We start from the raw sequence: 16086 nt of genomic DNA on the forward strand, positions 1-16086 counted from the left end.
GACCCATAACGTAGGCGCATGGTCGCCGTCACGCCCGTGGACCCCGCGGGAATGGGGCGTGCGTCACGCTCCCGGGGCTGGTCGATCGTCTTCCGCGGCGTCAGCCGCGACCGCGCGGGCGTCCGCGTGCTGCACGACATCGACCTCGACATCGCGGCCGGTCGGATCGCGGCGATCATCGGCCCGTCGGGGTGCGGGGCATCGACGTTGCTCAGACTCGCGACCGGTGCCGAGCGCTGCGACGCCGGCACCGTGCAGGTGGAGGGACGCGCGGGTGCCGCCGCCCCTCGCCTACCCGTGGTGGCGGACCGTGCGTCGGCGCCGCGCTTCGGTCGCGTGCGCGCGTCGATCGCAGCGGTCGCTCGGCAGGCCGGCGTCGTCGACCCCGACCTCGAGACGGATCGCCTGTGCGAGCTCGTCGGGTTGGAGACCCCGGATGCCGCCGTGTCCCGACTCGCACTCGGCGACCGCCAGCGGTGGGCGGTGGCGCGGGTCCTGGCATCCCGCCCCCGTGCCCTCGCGCTCGACGACGCCCTCGCAGCGCTTCACACGACCGCCCGCGCGGAGACGCGCGACCGTCTGGTCCGCGAACTGCGCGAGCGCGGGGTGACGACCCTCTGGGCCACCCGCGACACCGCGGAAGGCGCGGCCGTCGCCGACGAGCTCGTCGTGATGGACGAGGGACGGATCATCGCCCGAGGCTCTCCCTCAGACGTCTACGGACGTGTCGGAGATGCCGCCGTCGCGGAGGTCCTGGGGCCGGTCAGCACGGTGCCGGGGATCGTCGAGGGCGCCGTCGTGGAGGTCTGGGGCCAGAGACTGCCCCTCGCCGGCGCCGCACACGACGGTCATTGCGAGGTGGTGGTCCGGCCCGAGAACGTGGTGCTCGTCGCGGCCGACGCGCCGGGCGTGGACGCCGTCGTCGAAGAGACGACGTTCCTCGGCAGCGTCCGCCGTACGACCGTCCTCGCCGCCGACGGCAGCCGTGTCGTGGTCGAGCACCCCGCCGAGCGGCGCCTCGAGGACGACGCGCGCGTGCGCATCGCTCTCGCACCCGTTCCGGCGAGCGTGCTCTCCCAGGACTGACGACCACGGAGCACGTGGCGCCTCAGCGGTGCGCGCCGTTCTGCGCGATGCGCCGGCGAGGAAGTCCGACGGGAACCCGCGGGCCGGGGATCAGAACGGGTAGTCGACGCAGGAGCGCTCGGCGACGACGGAGCGGACGAACGCCGCGACCTCCTGGTGCGCCGGGTGAACCTGATACCGCTCGAGGGCGGCGGCGTCGGCGAACTCGCTGACGAGCGCGACGTCCCAGTTCGACTGGGGGTTGACGGTGTTGCGGCCCACCTCGATGTGGTTGATCTCGCTCACGACCTCGCGCAGGGCGAGGAGCTTTTCGGCGATCTGCTCGGCGTGCAGCGCTCGCGTGTCGGCGTCGTCGGCCGCCAGCTTCCACAGGACGATGTGACGGATGCTCACGAGGAGGCTCCTTCGGAATCTGCCGCGATCAACGCGGCTCGCAGGCGGTCTGCGGAGACCCGCCAGTGGGCGTGCAGTTCGCCGTCGATGAGCACGACGGGGATCTTCTCCCACCAGACGGCGTGCAGGGCCGCGTCGTCGGCGATCGAGGCCTGCTCGATGTCGATGCGCTCGGCGATGTCCGCGGGAAGGTCGGCGACGACCGTCTCGACGATCTGCTCGGCCACATCGCACAGATGGCAGTCGGGCTTGCCGATCAGCGTGAGGGTGGTCACACGTCCATCCTAGGAGGGGCGGACGCGCTCACGCCTCGACGGCGTATCCCGCCGCGATCCATTCACCCGTGCCACCCTCGACGTTTGTCGCATCGTGACCGCGCGCGGCGAGCGCCTCGGTCACGCGCGCCGATCGGCCGCCGACCTGGCAGATGACATCGAAGGGCTCGGCCGGCAGCTCGTCGAGGTGCTCACCCAGCGTCGACATGGGCAGATTCACCGCGCCGGGCACATGACCCGCGGCGAACTCGTGCTCTTCGCGCACATCGATGAGGGGACGCTCGCGCCCCGCGTGCAGGTCGTGGACGGTGATGGACTGCATGCTTTTCCCTCCGGAAGGGGCGAGGCGACGAGCAGGATGCCGATGCCCCGCCGACGCGCGCGACGGATACACGAAGCGCCCGTCGCATCGGACAGGCGCTCGGTGTGGTGGCCGCGTTACTTCTTGTTGCGGCGCTGGTGACGAGTCTTGCGAAGCAGCTTGCGGTGCTTCTTCTTCGCCATGCGCTTACGGCGCTTCTTGATGACAGAACCCACGGAAAACCTCACTAAGTCGGGGTCTGGGTGCCGATTTCGGCCCCCGGGAACAGCAGGCGATGGAAAAAAGCCTCGGATCAGTCTAGCCGACGTCGGACACCGGTCGCTGCACGACCTCGGCGACGGCCGATTCGGGCACCCGGTAGCTGCGTCCGAAGCGCACAGCGGGCAGTTCTCCCGCGTGCACGAGCCGGTAGACGGTCATCTTCGACACGCGCATGAGATCGGCGACCTCGGCGACCGTCAGGAACCGCACGTCCGGCAGCTCGGCCATGGCTCACCCCTCGTTCCGGGTGGACTCACCCTCTGATGCTGAGCACACTCTAGGGTCTGGCCGTGACGGCTGTAAACCGCTGGGCTGCCTGTGGCGGGTGTGCATTCCGGATGCCGCACACGGCGGCATCCACCGTCGTCCTTCGGAGACGATCAGCGCCCGGGGAGCTTGCGCAGCGCCGTCGAGAACGAGTGCTTGACCGAGGCCGCCGCGCGGCCGACGACCTCGGCGGCGTGAACGGCGGACTCGGGGAGGGCCGGTTCGTTCTCTTCGTCGATGGAGAAGAACGGCACCAGCCAATCGTCGACCTCGTCGAGGGGCGCGACCGCGAGGCTGTAGTAGCGATGCTGGCCCATCTCTCGCACCGAGACCAGCTCGGCCTCCCGAAGCACCTTCAGGTGCTTGGAGACGGTGGGTTGACTGACCCCGAGCGATGCGACGATCTGCGACACGCTGGTGCCGCGCTCGCCACCGGTCGCCCGGTCCAGGAGCAGCTGAAGGATGTCGCGACGCGTGCCGTCAGCGATCACGTCGAAGATGTCCGCCATGGCATCAGATTAGCCAAGCCCTGGCCCGAGTACCATGATTCGGGTTCGGGCACCGAAGGGAGCGGCGCATGGCGGCGACGCCGAACGAGGTGCGATTGCCGGTGCGATTACGTCGCATCGCTTTCACGGCATGGGATCGTCTGCGAAATCTGACGACCGCCTCACCCGCGCGTTTCGCGGTGTTGGTGTTCGTGACGCTCATCCTGCTGTTCACGGCCCTGTTCTCCCTTCCGGCCGCATCCGCCGACGGGCGGGTCACTCCGCTGGCCGACGCGCTCTTCACCGCGGTGTCGACGATCTGCGTGACAGGGCTCTCGACGGTCGACATGTACTCGCACTGGTCCCCTCTCGGACACGCGATCACCTACATCGGCGTCAACGTCGGCGCCCTCGGCGTGCTCACCCTGGCATCCATCCTCGGGCTCGTGATCTCGAAGCGGCTGGGCCTGCGCGCCAAACTCATCGCGGCCGGTGACAGCAATCCCCTGCGCGCCCACGGCGGGCCGGTCAATGAGGGCCAGACCGTGCGTCTCGGCGAGGTCGGCCAGCTGCTGCGCACGGTCGCGCTGTCGACGCTCGTCATCGAGGCGGGACTGACCGTGTTGATCTACCCCTCGCTCGTGGTCGGGGGGATCGACCCGCTCGTGGCGCTCTGGGAGGCGCCGTACTACGCCGCGATGGCCTTCACGAACACCGGGTTCATCCCCAACGCCGACGGGCTCACGCCGTTCGCACAGGACTACTTCCTGCTCACGGTGCTCATGCTGGGCGTGTTCCTCGGCTCCATCGGATTCCCGGTCATCTTCACGCTCTGGCGGCATCACTGGCGATTCCGGCTGTGGTCGCTGCACACGAAGCTCACCCTGATCACCACGGTCATCCTGTTCGTGCTGGGCGCAGGATTCATCCTGCTGCTGGAATACGACAACCCGCTCACATTCGGCAGCATGGATGCATGGGACACCACGTTCCAGGCATTCTTCCTCTCGGCCATGACACGGTCGGGCGGATTCAGCGTCGTCGACATCGGCGACCTGAACGGTGCGACGCTCATCGTCGGCTCGATGCTGATGTTCGTCGGCGGAGGTTCTGCGTCCACGGCCGGCGGCATCAAGGTCACCACCCTCGCCGTGTTGGCCCTCGCGGTGTTCTCCGAGGCGAAGGGGCGCCCGTCCGTCCAGGCGTTCGGCCGTCGCATCCCGAGCGATGTGCAGCGGGTGGCCCTCTCGGTCGTGGCGTGGGGTGCCACGATCGTCGCGATCTCGACGGTCACCATCAGTCGCATCACCGACGCCCCCATAGAGTACGTGCTGTTCGACGTCATCTCGGGCTTCGCCACGGTGGGGCTGTCGACCGGACTCACGGCCGAGCTGCCCGACCCCGCGGTCTACGTCATGGCGGCGACGATGTTCATGGGGCGCATTGGTACTGTGACTCTCGCCGCGGCGGTCGCCGCGGCGTCTCGATCGCAGCTGTACGCGCTGCCCGTGGAAAGGCCGATCGTTGGTTGAACGCATTCGCAGCGATGCGCCCGTCCTGGTGATCGGTCTCGGCCGGTTCGGCGCCGCGTGCGCGGGAGAGCTCGACCGACTCGATCGCGACGTGCTCGCCGTGGACGGCAACCTCGAACTCGTGCAGAAGTGGTCGGAGCGCGTCACGCACGCCGTCCAAGCCGACGCCCGTAACATCGACGCGCTGCGCCAGATCGGTGCGCAGGACTTCCAGGTCGCCGTCGTCGCCGTCGGCTCCCTCATCGAGGCGTCGGTGCTCATCACGGCGAACCTCGTCGACCTCAAGGTGCCGCAGATCTGGGCGAAGGCGGTTTCGCAGTCGCACGGCAAGATCCTCGCCCGCGTGGGGGCCAACCACGTCATCTATCCCGAGGCCGAGGCCGGCGAGCGCGTCGCGCACCTCGTCAGCGGGCGGATGCTGGACTTCATCCGCTTCGACGACGACTTCGTGCTCGCGAAGATGTACCCGCCGAAGCTCGTGCGCGGCGTGGGACTGAACGAGTCGGGCGTGCGCTCGAAGTACAACGTCACCGTCGTGGGCGTGAAGAGCCCCGGCCGCCCGTTCCGCTACGCCGAGGCCAACACCGTCGTGACCAACCACGACCTCATCATCGTCTCCGGCACGAACTCCGACATCGAGCGTTTCGCGGCGCTCGACCGCTGACCCCGTCGGAGCTCACCCGCACGGCTCGCGAGGCGACCCCCGTCACGCGTCGATGTCGAGCACGACCTCGACCTCATCGTCGACCGCGAGGTCTTCGGCATCCTGCAGCGCTTTCTTGACCGGCACGATGTATCCGCCGTCCTTCGGCCAGAGGGCGGTCGTCACGGTCGTCGCCCCGATGGTGACGGATGCCGGGATCATGCCCCAGCCGTACGTCACGACCGGCGCGATCTCGGCGATCATCGCGGCCTCGGGGACGGTGACGAAGTGGAACGGCGCGGGACCGCGCCAGAACCAGATCGGACCCGAGAACCGCAGTCGCACGCTCAGCCCCCGGCGGCCAGCTCTTTGGCGCGGGCGAGAGCGGCCTCGGCGGCGACGGTGAAGGTGTCGTCGAGGCGCGCCTGCTGCAGGACGGCGACCGCCCGCTCGGTCGTGCCCTTCGGGCTCGTGACGCGTCGGCGCAGTTCTGCGGGGTCGACATCGGAGGCGGCCAGCAGGCTCGTCGCCCCGATGAAGGTCTGCTCGGCGAGCAGTCGCGCCTGGTCGTGGTCGAAGCCCATGCGAACGGCGGCCTTGGTGAACTCCTCGACCAGGAGGAAGACGTAGGCAGGACCGGAGCCCGAGATGGTGGACAGTGCGTCGATCTGCGCCTCGGGCACCTCGACGACCGCCCCCACCGTTTCGAACAGGGCGCGCACGACGGCGACATCGTCGTCGGATGCCGCGGGACCCGCCGCGAGACCGGTGACCCCCCGGCCGACGAGCGAGGGGGTGTTGGGCATCGACCGCAGCGTGGCGACGTCGTCGCCGAGGTGGCGGGCGAAGGTCTCGAGCGTCACGCCGGCCGCGAGGCTCACCACCACCGCGCCGGGTCGGAGGTGCGGGGCGATCTCGGTCAGCAGGTCGGGCACCATCGCGGGCTTGACGCCGACGAGCACGATGTCGGCGGATGCCACGGCGTGGGCGTTCCCCGCCGGCTGCGCCTCGAGGGCGACGCTCGTGACGCCCTCCAGATCGGCGAGCTCCGCGGCCTTCGCGATCGAGCGGTTGGTCGCGGTGACGCCACCGCCGGTGAGCCCCGCGGCGACGAGGCCGCGGAGGATCGCTCCCCCCATCGACCCCGCGCCGATGATCGCGATCGGGGGCAGCGAGGTCGTGGCATCCGTCATGCCCCCAGTCTACGAAGGGCCCCCGACATCCGCCCGGGCGCCGTCCCACGCAGCGCGTTCGGCGGGCCGGAGCGGGAGCGGAGGGCCGTGCGAGGGTGTCGGCCATGGGGGTGGCGCGAGGGCGCAAGCCTGAGTGCGGCCGATAGGGGCGCGCGTTAGAGTCGGAACCGGTGTACGGGAGCACTGTCGAGCGACACGGAGGACCTGCCATGACACTCTTCGACGGCATCACCGCACGTCTGGTCGAGACGGACCGGCTCGGTGTCAACGTTCTCGAACGCGCCGGCGACGACCCCGGCACGACGGCCGACCAGACCGTCGTCTTCGTGCACGGCAATGTCTCTTCGTCTCTGTTCTGGCAGGAGATCATGCAGGACCTGCCGAGTGAGCTGCGTGTGATCGCGGTCGATCTGCGCGGCTTCGGACGCACCGAGCACACACCGATCGACGCCACCCGCGGTGTCCGTGACTTCAGCGACGACCTCCACGCGACGCTGCAGGCGCTGGGGGTCGCCGAGGCGCACCTCGTCGGCTGGTCCATGGGCGGCGGTGTCGTCCTGCAGTACGCACTCGAGCACCCGGTGCTCTCGCTCACGCTGCAGGCGCCGGTGTCGCCGTACGGCTTCGGCGGCACCCGCCGCGACGGATCGCCGCTCTCCGAGGAGCACGCCGGCACCGGTGCCGGCGTCGCAAACGAGGACTTCGTTCAGCGCCTCATCGATCACGACACCACGGCGGACGCCCCGACCTCGCCGCGCTCGGTCTTCCGGTCCGCGTACGTCGCGCCGGGGTACACCAGCGAGCACGAGGACGTCTGGGTCGAGTCGATGCTGTCGACCTCGACGGCGGGCGGTAATTACCCCGGCGACGCCGTCGCGACGGCGACCTGGCCCGGCTTCGCGCCCGGGACGACGGGGGTGCTCAACACCCTGTCCCCCAAGTACTTCGACGTGTCCGGGATCGTCGACCTCCCGTCCAAGCCGCCGATCCTCTGGATCCACGGCACCGCGGACGCGATCGTCTCCGACACGTCGTTCTCCGACCTCAACCACCTCGGCTCCCTCGGTGTCGTACCGGGCTGGCCCGGAGCCGAGATCGCCCCGGCGCAGCCGATGGTGTCGCAGACGCGCGACGTCCTGGCGGCGTACGCGGCCGCGGGCGGCGAGGTGACGGAGGTGCCCGTCGACGGCGCCGGACACTCGGTCCACCTCGAGCGGCCCGCGCAGTTCCGCCGGGCGCTGCTCACCCACATCGGCTACGTCGGACGCCCCGCCGACCCCGCCCCGCCGACCGAGGCGATCATCCTGCGCTCCGCCGACTGACGCACCGCCGACCCGTCCCCCCGGAGGTCTCCTGTGGAGTACTGCCTGTTCACCGAGCCCCAACAGGGGTTCTCGTACGACGATCAGCTCGCCTTCGCGCGGTCCGCCGAGCGGCACGGTCTCGACGGATTCTTCCGCTCGGACCACTACCTGCGCATGGGCGAAGGCGACCCGCTGCCCGGCCCGACCGACGCCTGGACGACGCTGGCCGGTCTCGCTCGGGAGACGTCGCGCATCCGCCTCGGCACCCTGGTGTCGTCGGTGACCTACCGTGTGCCCGGGATCCTCGCGATCCAGGTCGCCCAGGTCGACGCGATGTCGGGCGGCCGCGTCGAGCTCGGACTCGGCACCGGCTGGTTCGAGCGCGAGCACCTCGCGTACGGCATCCCGTTCCCCGCCAAGAGGTTCGACCTGCTCGAAGAGCAGTTGCAGGTCGTGACGGGACTCTGGTCGACCCCGGATGCCGAGACCTTCTCGTTCGACGGTGAGCACTACCGCCTGCACGAGGCGCCGGCCCTGCCCCACCCGGTGCAGTCGCGCGTACCCGTGATCGTGGGTGGCGGCGGCCCGAAGCGCACGCCCGCGCTCGCCGCGCGCTACGCCACCGAGTTCAACATCGGCTTCGTCTCCGAAGACACGGTGGCGGAGAAGTTCGCCATCGTGCGAGCCGCGTGCGAGGCGATCGGCCGTGACCCGGCGACGCTGAAGCTCTCGGTGGCCCTGCCCACGATCGTGGGCCACGACGACGATGAGATGTCGCGCCGAGCGGAAGCGGTGGGACAGTCCCGCGTGCAGTTCGACAACGGCGCGAACATCATCGGCACGCCCGAGCAGGTCGCCGAGAAGGTGCACCGGTTGCAGGCTCTCGGTGCCGAGAGGGTCTATTTCCAGCTGCTCGACCTGCGCGACATCGATCACGCCGATCAGATCGGCGCGGAGGTGCTGCCGCTGCTGCCGCGCTGAGCCCCGTCGATCCGTCTCAGCGGCGGTCTTCGAAGAACGCCTGCAGCTGAGCGGCGGCCGTGCGCTCCTCGACTCCGCCGACGACCTCGACCCGGTGCGGCAGACGGCGGTCGCGCAGGACGTCGTACATCGATCCGGCGGCGCCCGCCTTGGCATCCCACGATCCGAACACCACGCGCGCGACCCTCGCCTGCAGGATCGCGCCGGCGCACATGACGCACGGCTCCAGCGTCACCACGAGCGTGCAGTCGGCGAGGTGCCATGATCCGATCCGGGATGCCGCCTCGCGCAGCGCGACGACCTCGGCGTGCGCGGTGGGGTCGTTCGTGCGTTCGCGGAGGTTCCTGCCCTCCCCCACGATCGATCCGTCGGCGTCCAGGATGACGGCACCGACGGGTACGTCTCCGTCGCGTGCCGCCTCCGCGGCGAGCGCGAACGCCCGGTGCATCGCGGCGAGGTCACGGGCGGTGGGGGTCACGGGTCTCCGGAAAAAGGGACGGGGTCGCACGGGGGAAGCCGTTAGCCTTGAGCCTATGCGTGTCCACGTCGCCGACCACCCTCTCATCACCCACAAGCTGACGGTGCTGCGCGACGTGCAGACGTCGTCGCCGGTGTTCCGCCAGCTCACCGAGGAGCTCGTGACGCTGCTCGCGTACGAAGCGACCCGCAACGTGCGCGTCGAGCCGATCGAGATCCAGACCCCGGTGACCACCACCGAGGGTGTGAAGATCAGCGAGCCCCGCCCCATCGTCGTGCCGATCCTGCGCGCCGGTCTCGGCATGCTCGAGGGCATGGTGAAGCTCCTCCCCACTGCGGAGGTCGGCTTCCTCGGCATGGTTCGCGACGAGCAGACGTTCGAGCCCACCACCTACGCCGAGCGACTGCCCGACGACCTCAGCGACCGCCAGTGCTTCGTGCTCGACCCGATGCTCGCCACCGGTGGCTCGCTCGGCGCGGCCATCAACTTCCTGTTCGCCCGCGGGGCGCAGGACGTCACGGCGATCTGTCTGCTCGGCGCGCCCGAGGGCGTCGCCGCGATCGAGAAGCAGGTCGAGGGCCACGACGTCACCCTCGTGCTCGGCGCCGTCGACGAGCGTCTGAACGAGAAGGGCTACATCGTGCCCGGTCTCGGCGACGCCGGAGACCGCCTGTACGGCACCGCCTGACATTTCCGTCGGACGCCGCGTCGCCCGAGGTTCCCCCTCGACCCCGTCCGGCGTCGCGAGTTCGGCGCGGTCCGCCGCCCCGACCGAGCCCGTCGGACGCCTCGTCGACCGAGGCTCACCCCTCGACTCCGTCCGATGTCGCGGGCTCGGCGCGGTCCGCCGCCCCACGAGCCCGTCGGACGCCGCGTCGCCCGTCGTTGAGTCTCGACTCCGTCCCGCGGCGCGGGCTCGGCGCGATTCCGCCGCCCCGACCGCGGAACACGCCCCGAAGCGGTGCGCTGCTCCATGTCAGCGTCGGCGCGAGCGGTCAATCCCCGCCCGCGACCAGGCGCGCGAAGGCGCTCAGCCGCGCGACGCCCTCGGGCGTGCGCGGCAGGTCGTCGAGGAGGGCGGTCGAATACACGACGTACGCCGCCTGCATCGCGCGTGAGATCGCGACGTTGATGCGGTTGCGCAGCAGGAGGAATTCCAACCCGCGCGGCGCCTCCCGTCCCGACGACGCGGCCAGCGTGAGGATGGCCACCACCGCCTCCTTGCCCTGGAACCGGTCGACCGTGCCCACCGGGACATCGGCGAAGCCCCGGGCGGCGAGCGCCTCCTCGACGGACACCTGCTGGGCGTTGTACGGCGTGATGACGATGATGTCTTCGGCGCGAAGCGCGCGAGGCTGCTGAACGGTGGCTCTGTCGCCCGCGCCCCCCTCGGCGCCGGTCCACTCGCGCCCCACCAGCTGGGCGACCAGACGCGCGACCTCGGCGGCCTCCTCGACCGAGCAGGTGGAATTGCCCGTGTGACGTACGGGGACGACGTGGACGCCGGGTTCTATGCCCTCGAGCCGGCGGAGAGCGGTCGACGGGTGCGCGGCGAGACGGCCCTCGTAGGACAGCTGCGACACCGGCCCCGCGACGGCGGGATGCATGCGGCGAGTGCGGGCGAGGAAGTAGCCGAGCTCGGGCGGGACCACCTCTGCGCCGTCGATGATCCACCCCAGCGCCGAGGTGTCGACCGGCTCGGGATGCGTGCCCTGGCTCACCTGCGGGAGTTGCTGCGGGTCGCCGAGCAGCAGCAGACGCTGAGCGGCGAGCGAGACGGCGATGGTCGAGGCCAGTGAGAACTGCCCCGCCTCGTCGATGACGAGAAGGTCGAGGCTGCCCCGGGGGATGCGCGCCTCATGGCTGAAATCCCACGCGGTGCCGCCCACGACGAACCCGCTCGCGGCGTTCTCCGCGGTGAAGGCGGCGACGCCGTTCTTGGGGAGCACGGTGAAGGCGTGCTCGATGCCCGGGTCTTTGGGCGCCTTGCCCACTCGGGATGCCGGGACCCCCGCCGCGATGACCTGGTCGAGCATGTGCTCGATCGTCGCGTGCGACTGGGCGACCACGCCGATGCGGTAGCCACGCTCGGCCACGAGGCGCGCGATGACGTGCGAGCCGACGTACGTCTTGCCGGTTCCGGGGGGACCCTGGACGGCCAGGTAGCTGTGATCGAGATCGGCCACGCTGCGGGCGATCGCGGTGACCTCGTCGTCGCCGGAGGGCTCGCCCCCGACGGGGTCGCCCACCCCGGTGTCGGCCACCCCGGTGTCAGCCGCCGCGTCGGACACCGGGGTGTCGGCGACACGGGCGGCCGCGAGGGCGGTCACGGGTGCGAGGGCACCGGAGAGGGTGCGCGGAGGGATGCGGCGGAGGATGTCGGCGGCAGGTCCGTGCGGGATGGTCGGCGCGGCGGTCAGCACCGCGTCGGCCCACGCATCGATCGCCTTCTGCTGGTTGCCCGCGCGAGGCGGTGCCGCGGGGGTCAGCGCCAGCGGCAGGTCGTTCCACGTGACACCGTCGGCCGCGATCTCCTCGATGATCGCGCCGTCGTCGAGTACCTCGCGCACGCTGACGCGACGCGCGCCGTGGATCCATCGCGGACGCGTCTCGATCGGGAACGGGGCGGGCAGGTCGTAGACCGCGAAGGGGTCGGCATCCACGCTGAGACGCGTACCGGGCGCGAGTTCGCCCCGCAGTTCGACCAGTCGACGCTCGGATCCACGGCCAGACTCGGCGATGTGCCAATCGGTCACGACCCGGGACCGGCCGCCGTCCACGACAACGACATCGCGCGTCTCTTCCCAGACCGACACGGGCTCCCGCAGCCGGAGGAAATGGGTCGCCCAATAGGTCTTCTCTTCGCGCGGGTAGTAGTCGATCGCCGCGGCCGCGAGGCGCAGCGCCTGGGCATCGGGAGTGTCGAGACCGGGTTCCGCTGCGTCGGAGGCCCACCGTTGCAGGGCGGTCGCCCGGGGAGAGGGCTCGTAGGCCTGCTCGTCGGGTTCGGCGCTGCGCGCGGGCACGGCGCCGGACTCTCGTGCGCGGTCGACGAGCCAATCGCGCAGGCGGCGGGTGGAGACGCAGTCGTACCGGTTGTAATCGGCGAGGTCGTCGAGCACGGTCTGGGCGGCCGCGGTGTCGCCGTCGGCGGCGAGCGCGCGCGCTTCGACGTACTTGACGATCGAGTCGTCGCCGCGCTGGACGTCGCTCGTGCGCACCTCGTCGCCCATGTACAGCGGCTCGAGTTTCTTGATCGAGTACGACCGCGACCCGACCCGGAGCGCTCGCCTTACGACCGGGTAGAGGTCGACGAAGACGCCGTCGCGCAGCAGACGATCGACGTCGGCCTCGCGAACGCCGTAGCGTGCGGCCATCGTCAGCAGGTGGGTCGGCTCATACGGGGCGTAGTGGTAGATGTGCATGTCGGGGTACTGACTGCGGCGCAGCGCCACCATGTCGAGGAACCTCTCGAGCGCGGCTCGCTCCTCGTCGAAGGTGTGGGCCCACAGCGCGCCGTAGGTCTCGCGCGTGTCGACCCAGCCGAACAGGTAGTCGATCCCCCAGTGCTCGCCGACGCCTTCCGTGTAGAGGGGGTCGCCCTCGAAGTCGAAGAACAGGTCGCCGTGGTCGGGTCGCGGGAGCACCCCGAGCGACTTCGGAGCCACGACCTCGAAGGTGGGGATCGCGTGCGCCGGGTCGCCTTCCGACGGCACTCCCGCGGGGCTGTCGAGCTGCAGTCGCGCCTGCGTGCGCAGCGATGCGAACGTGTCGGCGCTCATGGCGGCCGGGGCGTCGACGGCGACGGCGAGGGCGTCGATCGTCAGAATGCCGCCCGCCCGCAGGCGATCGCGCTGCACGGGCCGCATGCCCGCGACGAGCAGGAGGTCACGGTGCGCGACGACCTCGATCTCGCAGGTCGCGCATCGTCCGCAGGCGATGACCCCGAGATCACCGCGCGCGTCGCCCCACCCGATGACGGGGCCTGCGGCGCCGAGCCCGACCGCCCTGTCGGCGATGAGGGCGCGGAGGCGCTCGCGCCGGAGGCGGAAGACAGGGAGCAGGTCGTCGACGCGGTGCGTGCTCGTGGAGCCGTCGCCGAGCAGCAGCTGCACCTCGTCGGACCGCGGTACTCCGAGGCGGTCGAGCTGGTCGACGTAGGCGGCGAGCTGCATCAGGGCCGTGACGCGAGCGCGGCGGGCGAGCTTGGTGTCCTGCACGATCCACGGCCGGGTGCCGTCGGCGCGGGTGCCGTGGGTTCCGGGCTCGGGCTCGGGCTCGCGCACGAGGAAGTCGGCGAAACCGACGAACTCGTCGGTCGCGAAGGCCGCCTGGTAGACGACCTCGGCGGCGGGGTCGGCGAGCGCGGCGTCGGTCAGGCGAACGGACTCGCCGAGGGCGTCGGCGTCGGACGACCGCGCGGCGGGGATCTCGTGCACCGCTGGGCCGAGGCGCACCCGGTACTCGTCGAGGACCCGCAGTTCGTGCGCCGTGCCCAGACGCGCGGCGCGTTCGAGCGTGGCATCCACCGGATCGTCGACCGCGTCGATGCGCCCGAGCTTGGCGTCGATGGCGCGCAGCCACGCGAATTCGCACTCGGCCGCAGCCTTGAGGTCGCTGGCGCTCCAGACGATGCGCGCGTCGCGCTCGATGTACCGCATGCCCTCCACGCTAATCGCGACCCCCGACATCGCCCGTCGGGCGTCCCCAGACCCCGCCTCCACAGACCTCCCCCGCGCGATCCGACCACCGCCGGGACGGAGGGGCCTGCCAGACTGGAGCCGTGATCACCGATCTGCCGTTCGAGAGCGTCTACCGGCACGGGTTCGCGCGCGTGGCCGCGTGCACGATCCCCGTCGCGGTCGCCGACCCCGCCACCAACGCCGAGGCCGTGCTCGACTCCGCCCGTGCGTGCGATGCCGAGGGCGTCGCGGTCGCGGTGTTCCCCGAGCTCTGTCTCACGGGCTACGCGATCGACGACCTCGTCATGCAGGACGCTCTTCTCGACGCCGTCGAGGGGGCCCTTTCGCGCCTGGTCGCGGCATCCGCTGATCTGCTTCCGGTGCTGCTGGTCGGGGCGCCGCTCCGGCACGGCAACAGGCTCTTCAACTGCGCCGTGGTCATCCATCGCGGCCGCATCCTCGGCGTCGCGCCCAAGGCGTATCTCCCGACGTACCGCGAGTTCTACGAACAGCGCTGGTACGCCCGCGGCGACGATCAGGCGGGGCAGCACATCCTCGTCGCCGGCGAGACGGTGCCGTTCGGGCCCGATCTGCTCTTCGACGCCGTGGACGTCCCCGGACTGACCCTGCATGCCGAGGTGTGCGAAGACGTCTGGGTGCCGATCCCTCCGTCTTCCGGCGCCGCGCTCGCGGGCGCGACGGTGCTCGCGAACCTGTCGGGAAGCCCCATCACCATCGGTCGCGCCGACGATCGCACCCTGCTCTCGCAATCGCAGTCCCTGCGCTGCCTCGCCGCGTACGTCTACGCCGCCGCCGGTCAGGGCGAGTCGACGAACGACGTCTCGTGGGACGGCCAGACCATGATCCACGAGGGCGGGCAGCTCCTCGCCACGACCGAGCGGTTCCCCGACGGTCCGCGCCGCAGCGTGGCCGACGTCGACCTCGACCGGCTCCGGCAGGACCGCATCCGCCAGGGCACCTTCGACGACAACCGCCGTACGACGGCACCCGCCTTCCGCACCGTGTCGTTCGAGCTCGCACCCCCCGCGGGTGACATCGGTCTGCGCCGGACGCTCGACCGCTTCCCCTTCGTCCCCGACGATCCCGCACGGCTCGCGCAGGACTGCTACGAAGCGTTCAACATCCAGGTGTCAGGGCTCGTGCAGCGCCTCCGCGCCATCGGCGACCCGAAGCCCGTCCTCGGCGTCAGCGGCGGCCTCGACTCCACCCATGCGCTGCTGGTGATCGCCCGGGCCATGGATCGCATGGGGCGCCCGCGCAGCGACATCCTCACCTACACGCTCCCCGGGTTCGCAACCAGCGAGAAGACCAAGCGCAACGCGATCGCCCTGGCCGAGGCCGTCGGGGCCTCGATCGAGGAGATCGACATCCGCCCGGCGGCATCCGAGATGCTCGCACGCATGGGGCACCCCTTCGCGTCGGGTGAGCCGGTGCACGACGTCACGTTCGAGAACGTGCAGGCGGGACTGCGCACCGATTACCTCTTCCGCCTCGCCAACAAGAACGGCGGCATCGTCGTCGGCACGGGAGACCTGTCCGAGATCGCCCTCGGCTGGTCGACCTACGGCGTCGGCGACCAGATGAGCCACTACTCGGTGAACCCCGGCGTGCCCAAAACCCTCATCCAGCACGTCATCCGGTGGGTCATCTCGGCGGGCGAGCTGAGTGCGGCGACCGTCGAAGTACTTCAGGCCGTGCTCGACACCGAGATCAGCCCCGAACTGGTGCCCGCCGGGCAAGACGGACGCATGCAGTCGACGGAGGACCGCATCGGTCCCTACAACCTGCACGATTTCACGCTCTACCACGTCCTGCGCTTCGGCTTCCGTCCGTCGAAGATCGCCTTCCTCGCCGCCCACGCCTGGTCGGATCCGGATGCCGGGACCTGGCCCCCGGGCTATCCCGAGGGTGAACGGCCGTCGTACGACCTCGTCACCGTGGCCACGTGGCTGGAGGTGTTCCTGCAGCGCTTCTTCGGCTTCGCGCAGTTCAAGCGCACGGCGATCCCCAACGGACCGAAGGTGTCGCCCGCGGGGTCGCTCTCACCGCGCGGCGATTGGCGCGCGCCCTCCGACGGCAACGCGCGCGTGTGGCTGGCCGATCTGCACGCAGCGGTGCCGGAAGCGTTCGCGGACTGAGCCGGTCGCGGCCGGCCCTCCG

The 16086-nt window shown here is 70.6% G+C and carries 17 protein-coding genes; 7 read left to right on the forward strand and 10 right to left on the reverse strand.

All coding sequences use genetic code 11. From position 1 onward, the window contains the following. The first annotated feature begins 18 nt into the window (after nucleotides 1-18). Nucleotides 19-1086 carry an ATP-binding cassette domain-containing protein gene (locus QRO03_RS04495; protein WP_285136319.1) on the forward strand — a complete coding sequence of 356 codons (1068 nt, stop codon included), beginning with the start codon at nucleotides 19-21 and terminating at the stop codon, nucleotides 1084-1086. 90 nt (nucleotides 1087-1176) lie between these two features. Here QRO03_RS04495 and QRO03_RS04500 read toward each other — a convergent pair whose 3' ends face one another. The 6 genes from QRO03_RS04500 to QRO03_RS04525 form a co-directional block, all read right to left on the reverse strand. After that, entirely contained in the window at nucleotides 1177-1479 is a 303-nt protein-coding gene (locus tag QRO03_RS04500) for a Dabb family protein (protein WP_285136320.1), read from the reverse strand. Next, nucleotides 1476-1754, reverse strand: coding sequence for a glutaredoxin family protein (locus tag QRO03_RS04505; protein WP_285136321.1), 279 nt, complete (start codon nucleotides 1752-1754; stop codon nucleotides 1476-1478). Before QRO03_RS04505 ends, QRO03_RS04500 begins: the two co-directional genes overlap by 4 nt. 28 nt (nucleotides 1755-1782) lie before the next feature. Further along, nucleotides 1783-2076 carry a rhodanese-like domain-containing protein gene (locus QRO03_RS04510; RefSeq protein WP_285136323.1) on the reverse strand — a complete coding sequence of 98 codons (294 nt, stop codon included), beginning with the start codon at nucleotides 2074-2076 and terminating at the stop codon, nucleotides 1783-1785. Between the two features lie 116 nt (nucleotides 2077-2192). Then, nucleotides 2193-2291 (reverse strand): 30S ribosomal protein bS22, encoded by a 99-nt coding sequence (locus QRO03_RS04515; protein ID WP_003792170.1) that lies wholly within the window; start codon nucleotides 2289-2291, stop codon nucleotides 2193-2195. An 82-nt stretch (nucleotides 2292-2373) separates the two neighbouring features. Then, entirely contained in the window at nucleotides 2374-2565 is a 192-nt protein-coding gene (locus QRO03_RS04520) for a helix-turn-helix domain-containing protein (protein ID WP_183420654.1), read from the reverse strand. Between the two features lie 152 nt (nucleotides 2566-2717). Then, on the reverse strand, nucleotides 2718-3113 hold the full coding sequence (locus QRO03_RS04525) for an ArsR/SmtB family transcription factor (protein ID WP_285136324.1): 396 nt from the start codon (nucleotides 3111-3113) through the stop codon (nucleotides 2718-2720). Nucleotides 3114-3181: 68 nt separating this feature from the next. On the opposite strand from QRO03_RS04525, the gene QRO03_RS04530 reads away from it, so the two are divergent. Both QRO03_RS04530 and QRO03_RS04535 read left to right on the forward strand, forming a co-directional pair. Further along, a complete protein-coding gene (locus QRO03_RS04530) occupies nucleotides 3182-4624 on the forward strand; it encodes a TrkH family potassium uptake protein (protein ID WP_285136325.1) in 1443 nt (480 codons plus the stop codon). Then, nucleotides 4617-5288, forward strand: a complete 672-nt coding sequence (locus tag QRO03_RS04535) for a potassium channel family protein (RefSeq protein WP_055955708.1) — start codon at nucleotides 4617-4619, stop codon at nucleotides 5286-5288. The genes QRO03_RS04530 and QRO03_RS04535 overlap by 8 nt, the downstream gene beginning before the upstream one ends. 42 nt (nucleotides 5289-5330) lie before the next feature. On the opposite strand, the gene QRO03_RS04540 is transcribed toward QRO03_RS04535, so the two are convergent. Beyond that, a complete protein-coding gene (locus QRO03_RS04540; RefSeq protein WP_285136326.1) occupies nucleotides 5331-5612 on the reverse strand; it encodes a DUF1905 domain-containing protein in 282 nt (93 codons plus the stop codon). Between the two features lie 2 nt (nucleotides 5613-5614). Further along, a complete protein-coding gene (proC, locus tag QRO03_RS04545) occupies nucleotides 5615-6460 on the reverse strand; it encodes a pyrroline-5-carboxylate reductase (RefSeq protein WP_285136327.1) in 846 nt (281 codons plus the stop codon). Between the two features lie 209 nt (nucleotides 6461-6669). Between proC and QRO03_RS04550 the strand changes: the two genes are divergently transcribed. Continuing rightward, entirely contained in the window at nucleotides 6670-7782 is a 1113-nt protein-coding gene (locus QRO03_RS04550) for an alpha/beta fold hydrolase (protein ID WP_285136328.1), read from the forward strand. A gap of 33 nt (nucleotides 7783-7815) precedes the next feature. Continuing rightward, nucleotides 7816-8745 carry an LLM class F420-dependent oxidoreductase gene (locus QRO03_RS04555; protein ID WP_285136330.1) on the forward strand — a complete coding sequence of 310 codons (930 nt, stop codon included), beginning with the start codon at nucleotides 7816-7818 and terminating at the stop codon, nucleotides 8743-8745. 16 nt (nucleotides 8746-8761) lie between these two features. On the opposite strand, the gene tadA is transcribed toward QRO03_RS04555, so the two are convergent. Continuing rightward, nucleotides 8762-9193, reverse strand: coding sequence for a tRNA adenosine(34) deaminase TadA (tadA, locus tag QRO03_RS04560; protein ID WP_285136447.1), 432 nt, complete (start codon nucleotides 9191-9193; stop codon nucleotides 8762-8764). Between the two features lie 85 nt (nucleotides 9194-9278). On the opposite strand from tadA, the gene upp reads away from it, so the two are divergent. Beyond that, the gene (gene upp, locus QRO03_RS04565) at nucleotides 9279-9911 is read left to right on the forward strand and encodes a uracil phosphoribosyltransferase (RefSeq protein WP_183420661.1); all 633 of its coding nucleotides are present in this window, start codon (nucleotides 9279-9281) and stop codon (nucleotides 9909-9911) included. A 307-nt stretch (nucleotides 9912-10218) separates the two neighbouring features. Here the strand turns inward: upp and QRO03_RS04570 are convergent, their stop codons facing one another. Further along, the gene (locus QRO03_RS04570) at nucleotides 10219-13884 is read right to left on the reverse strand and encodes a TM0106 family RecB-like putative nuclease (RefSeq protein ID WP_285136331.1); all 3666 of its coding nucleotides are present in this window, start codon (nucleotides 13882-13884) and stop codon (nucleotides 10219-10221) included. A 122-nt stretch (nucleotides 13885-14006) separates the two neighbouring features. Here QRO03_RS04570 and QRO03_RS04575 point away from each other — a divergent pair, with 122 nt between their 5' ends. Next, nucleotides 14007-16064 carry an NAD(+) synthase gene (locus tag QRO03_RS04575; protein WP_285136332.1) on the forward strand — a complete coding sequence of 686 codons (2058 nt, stop codon included), beginning with the start codon at nucleotides 14007-14009 and terminating at the stop codon, nucleotides 16062-16064. Nucleotides 16065-16086: the final 22 nt, after the last annotated feature.

The organism is Microbacterium sp. lyk4-40-TSB-66 (assembly GCF_030209475.1).
Lineage (GTDB): Bacteria > Actinomycetota > Actinomycetes > Actinomycetales > Microbacteriaceae > Microbacterium.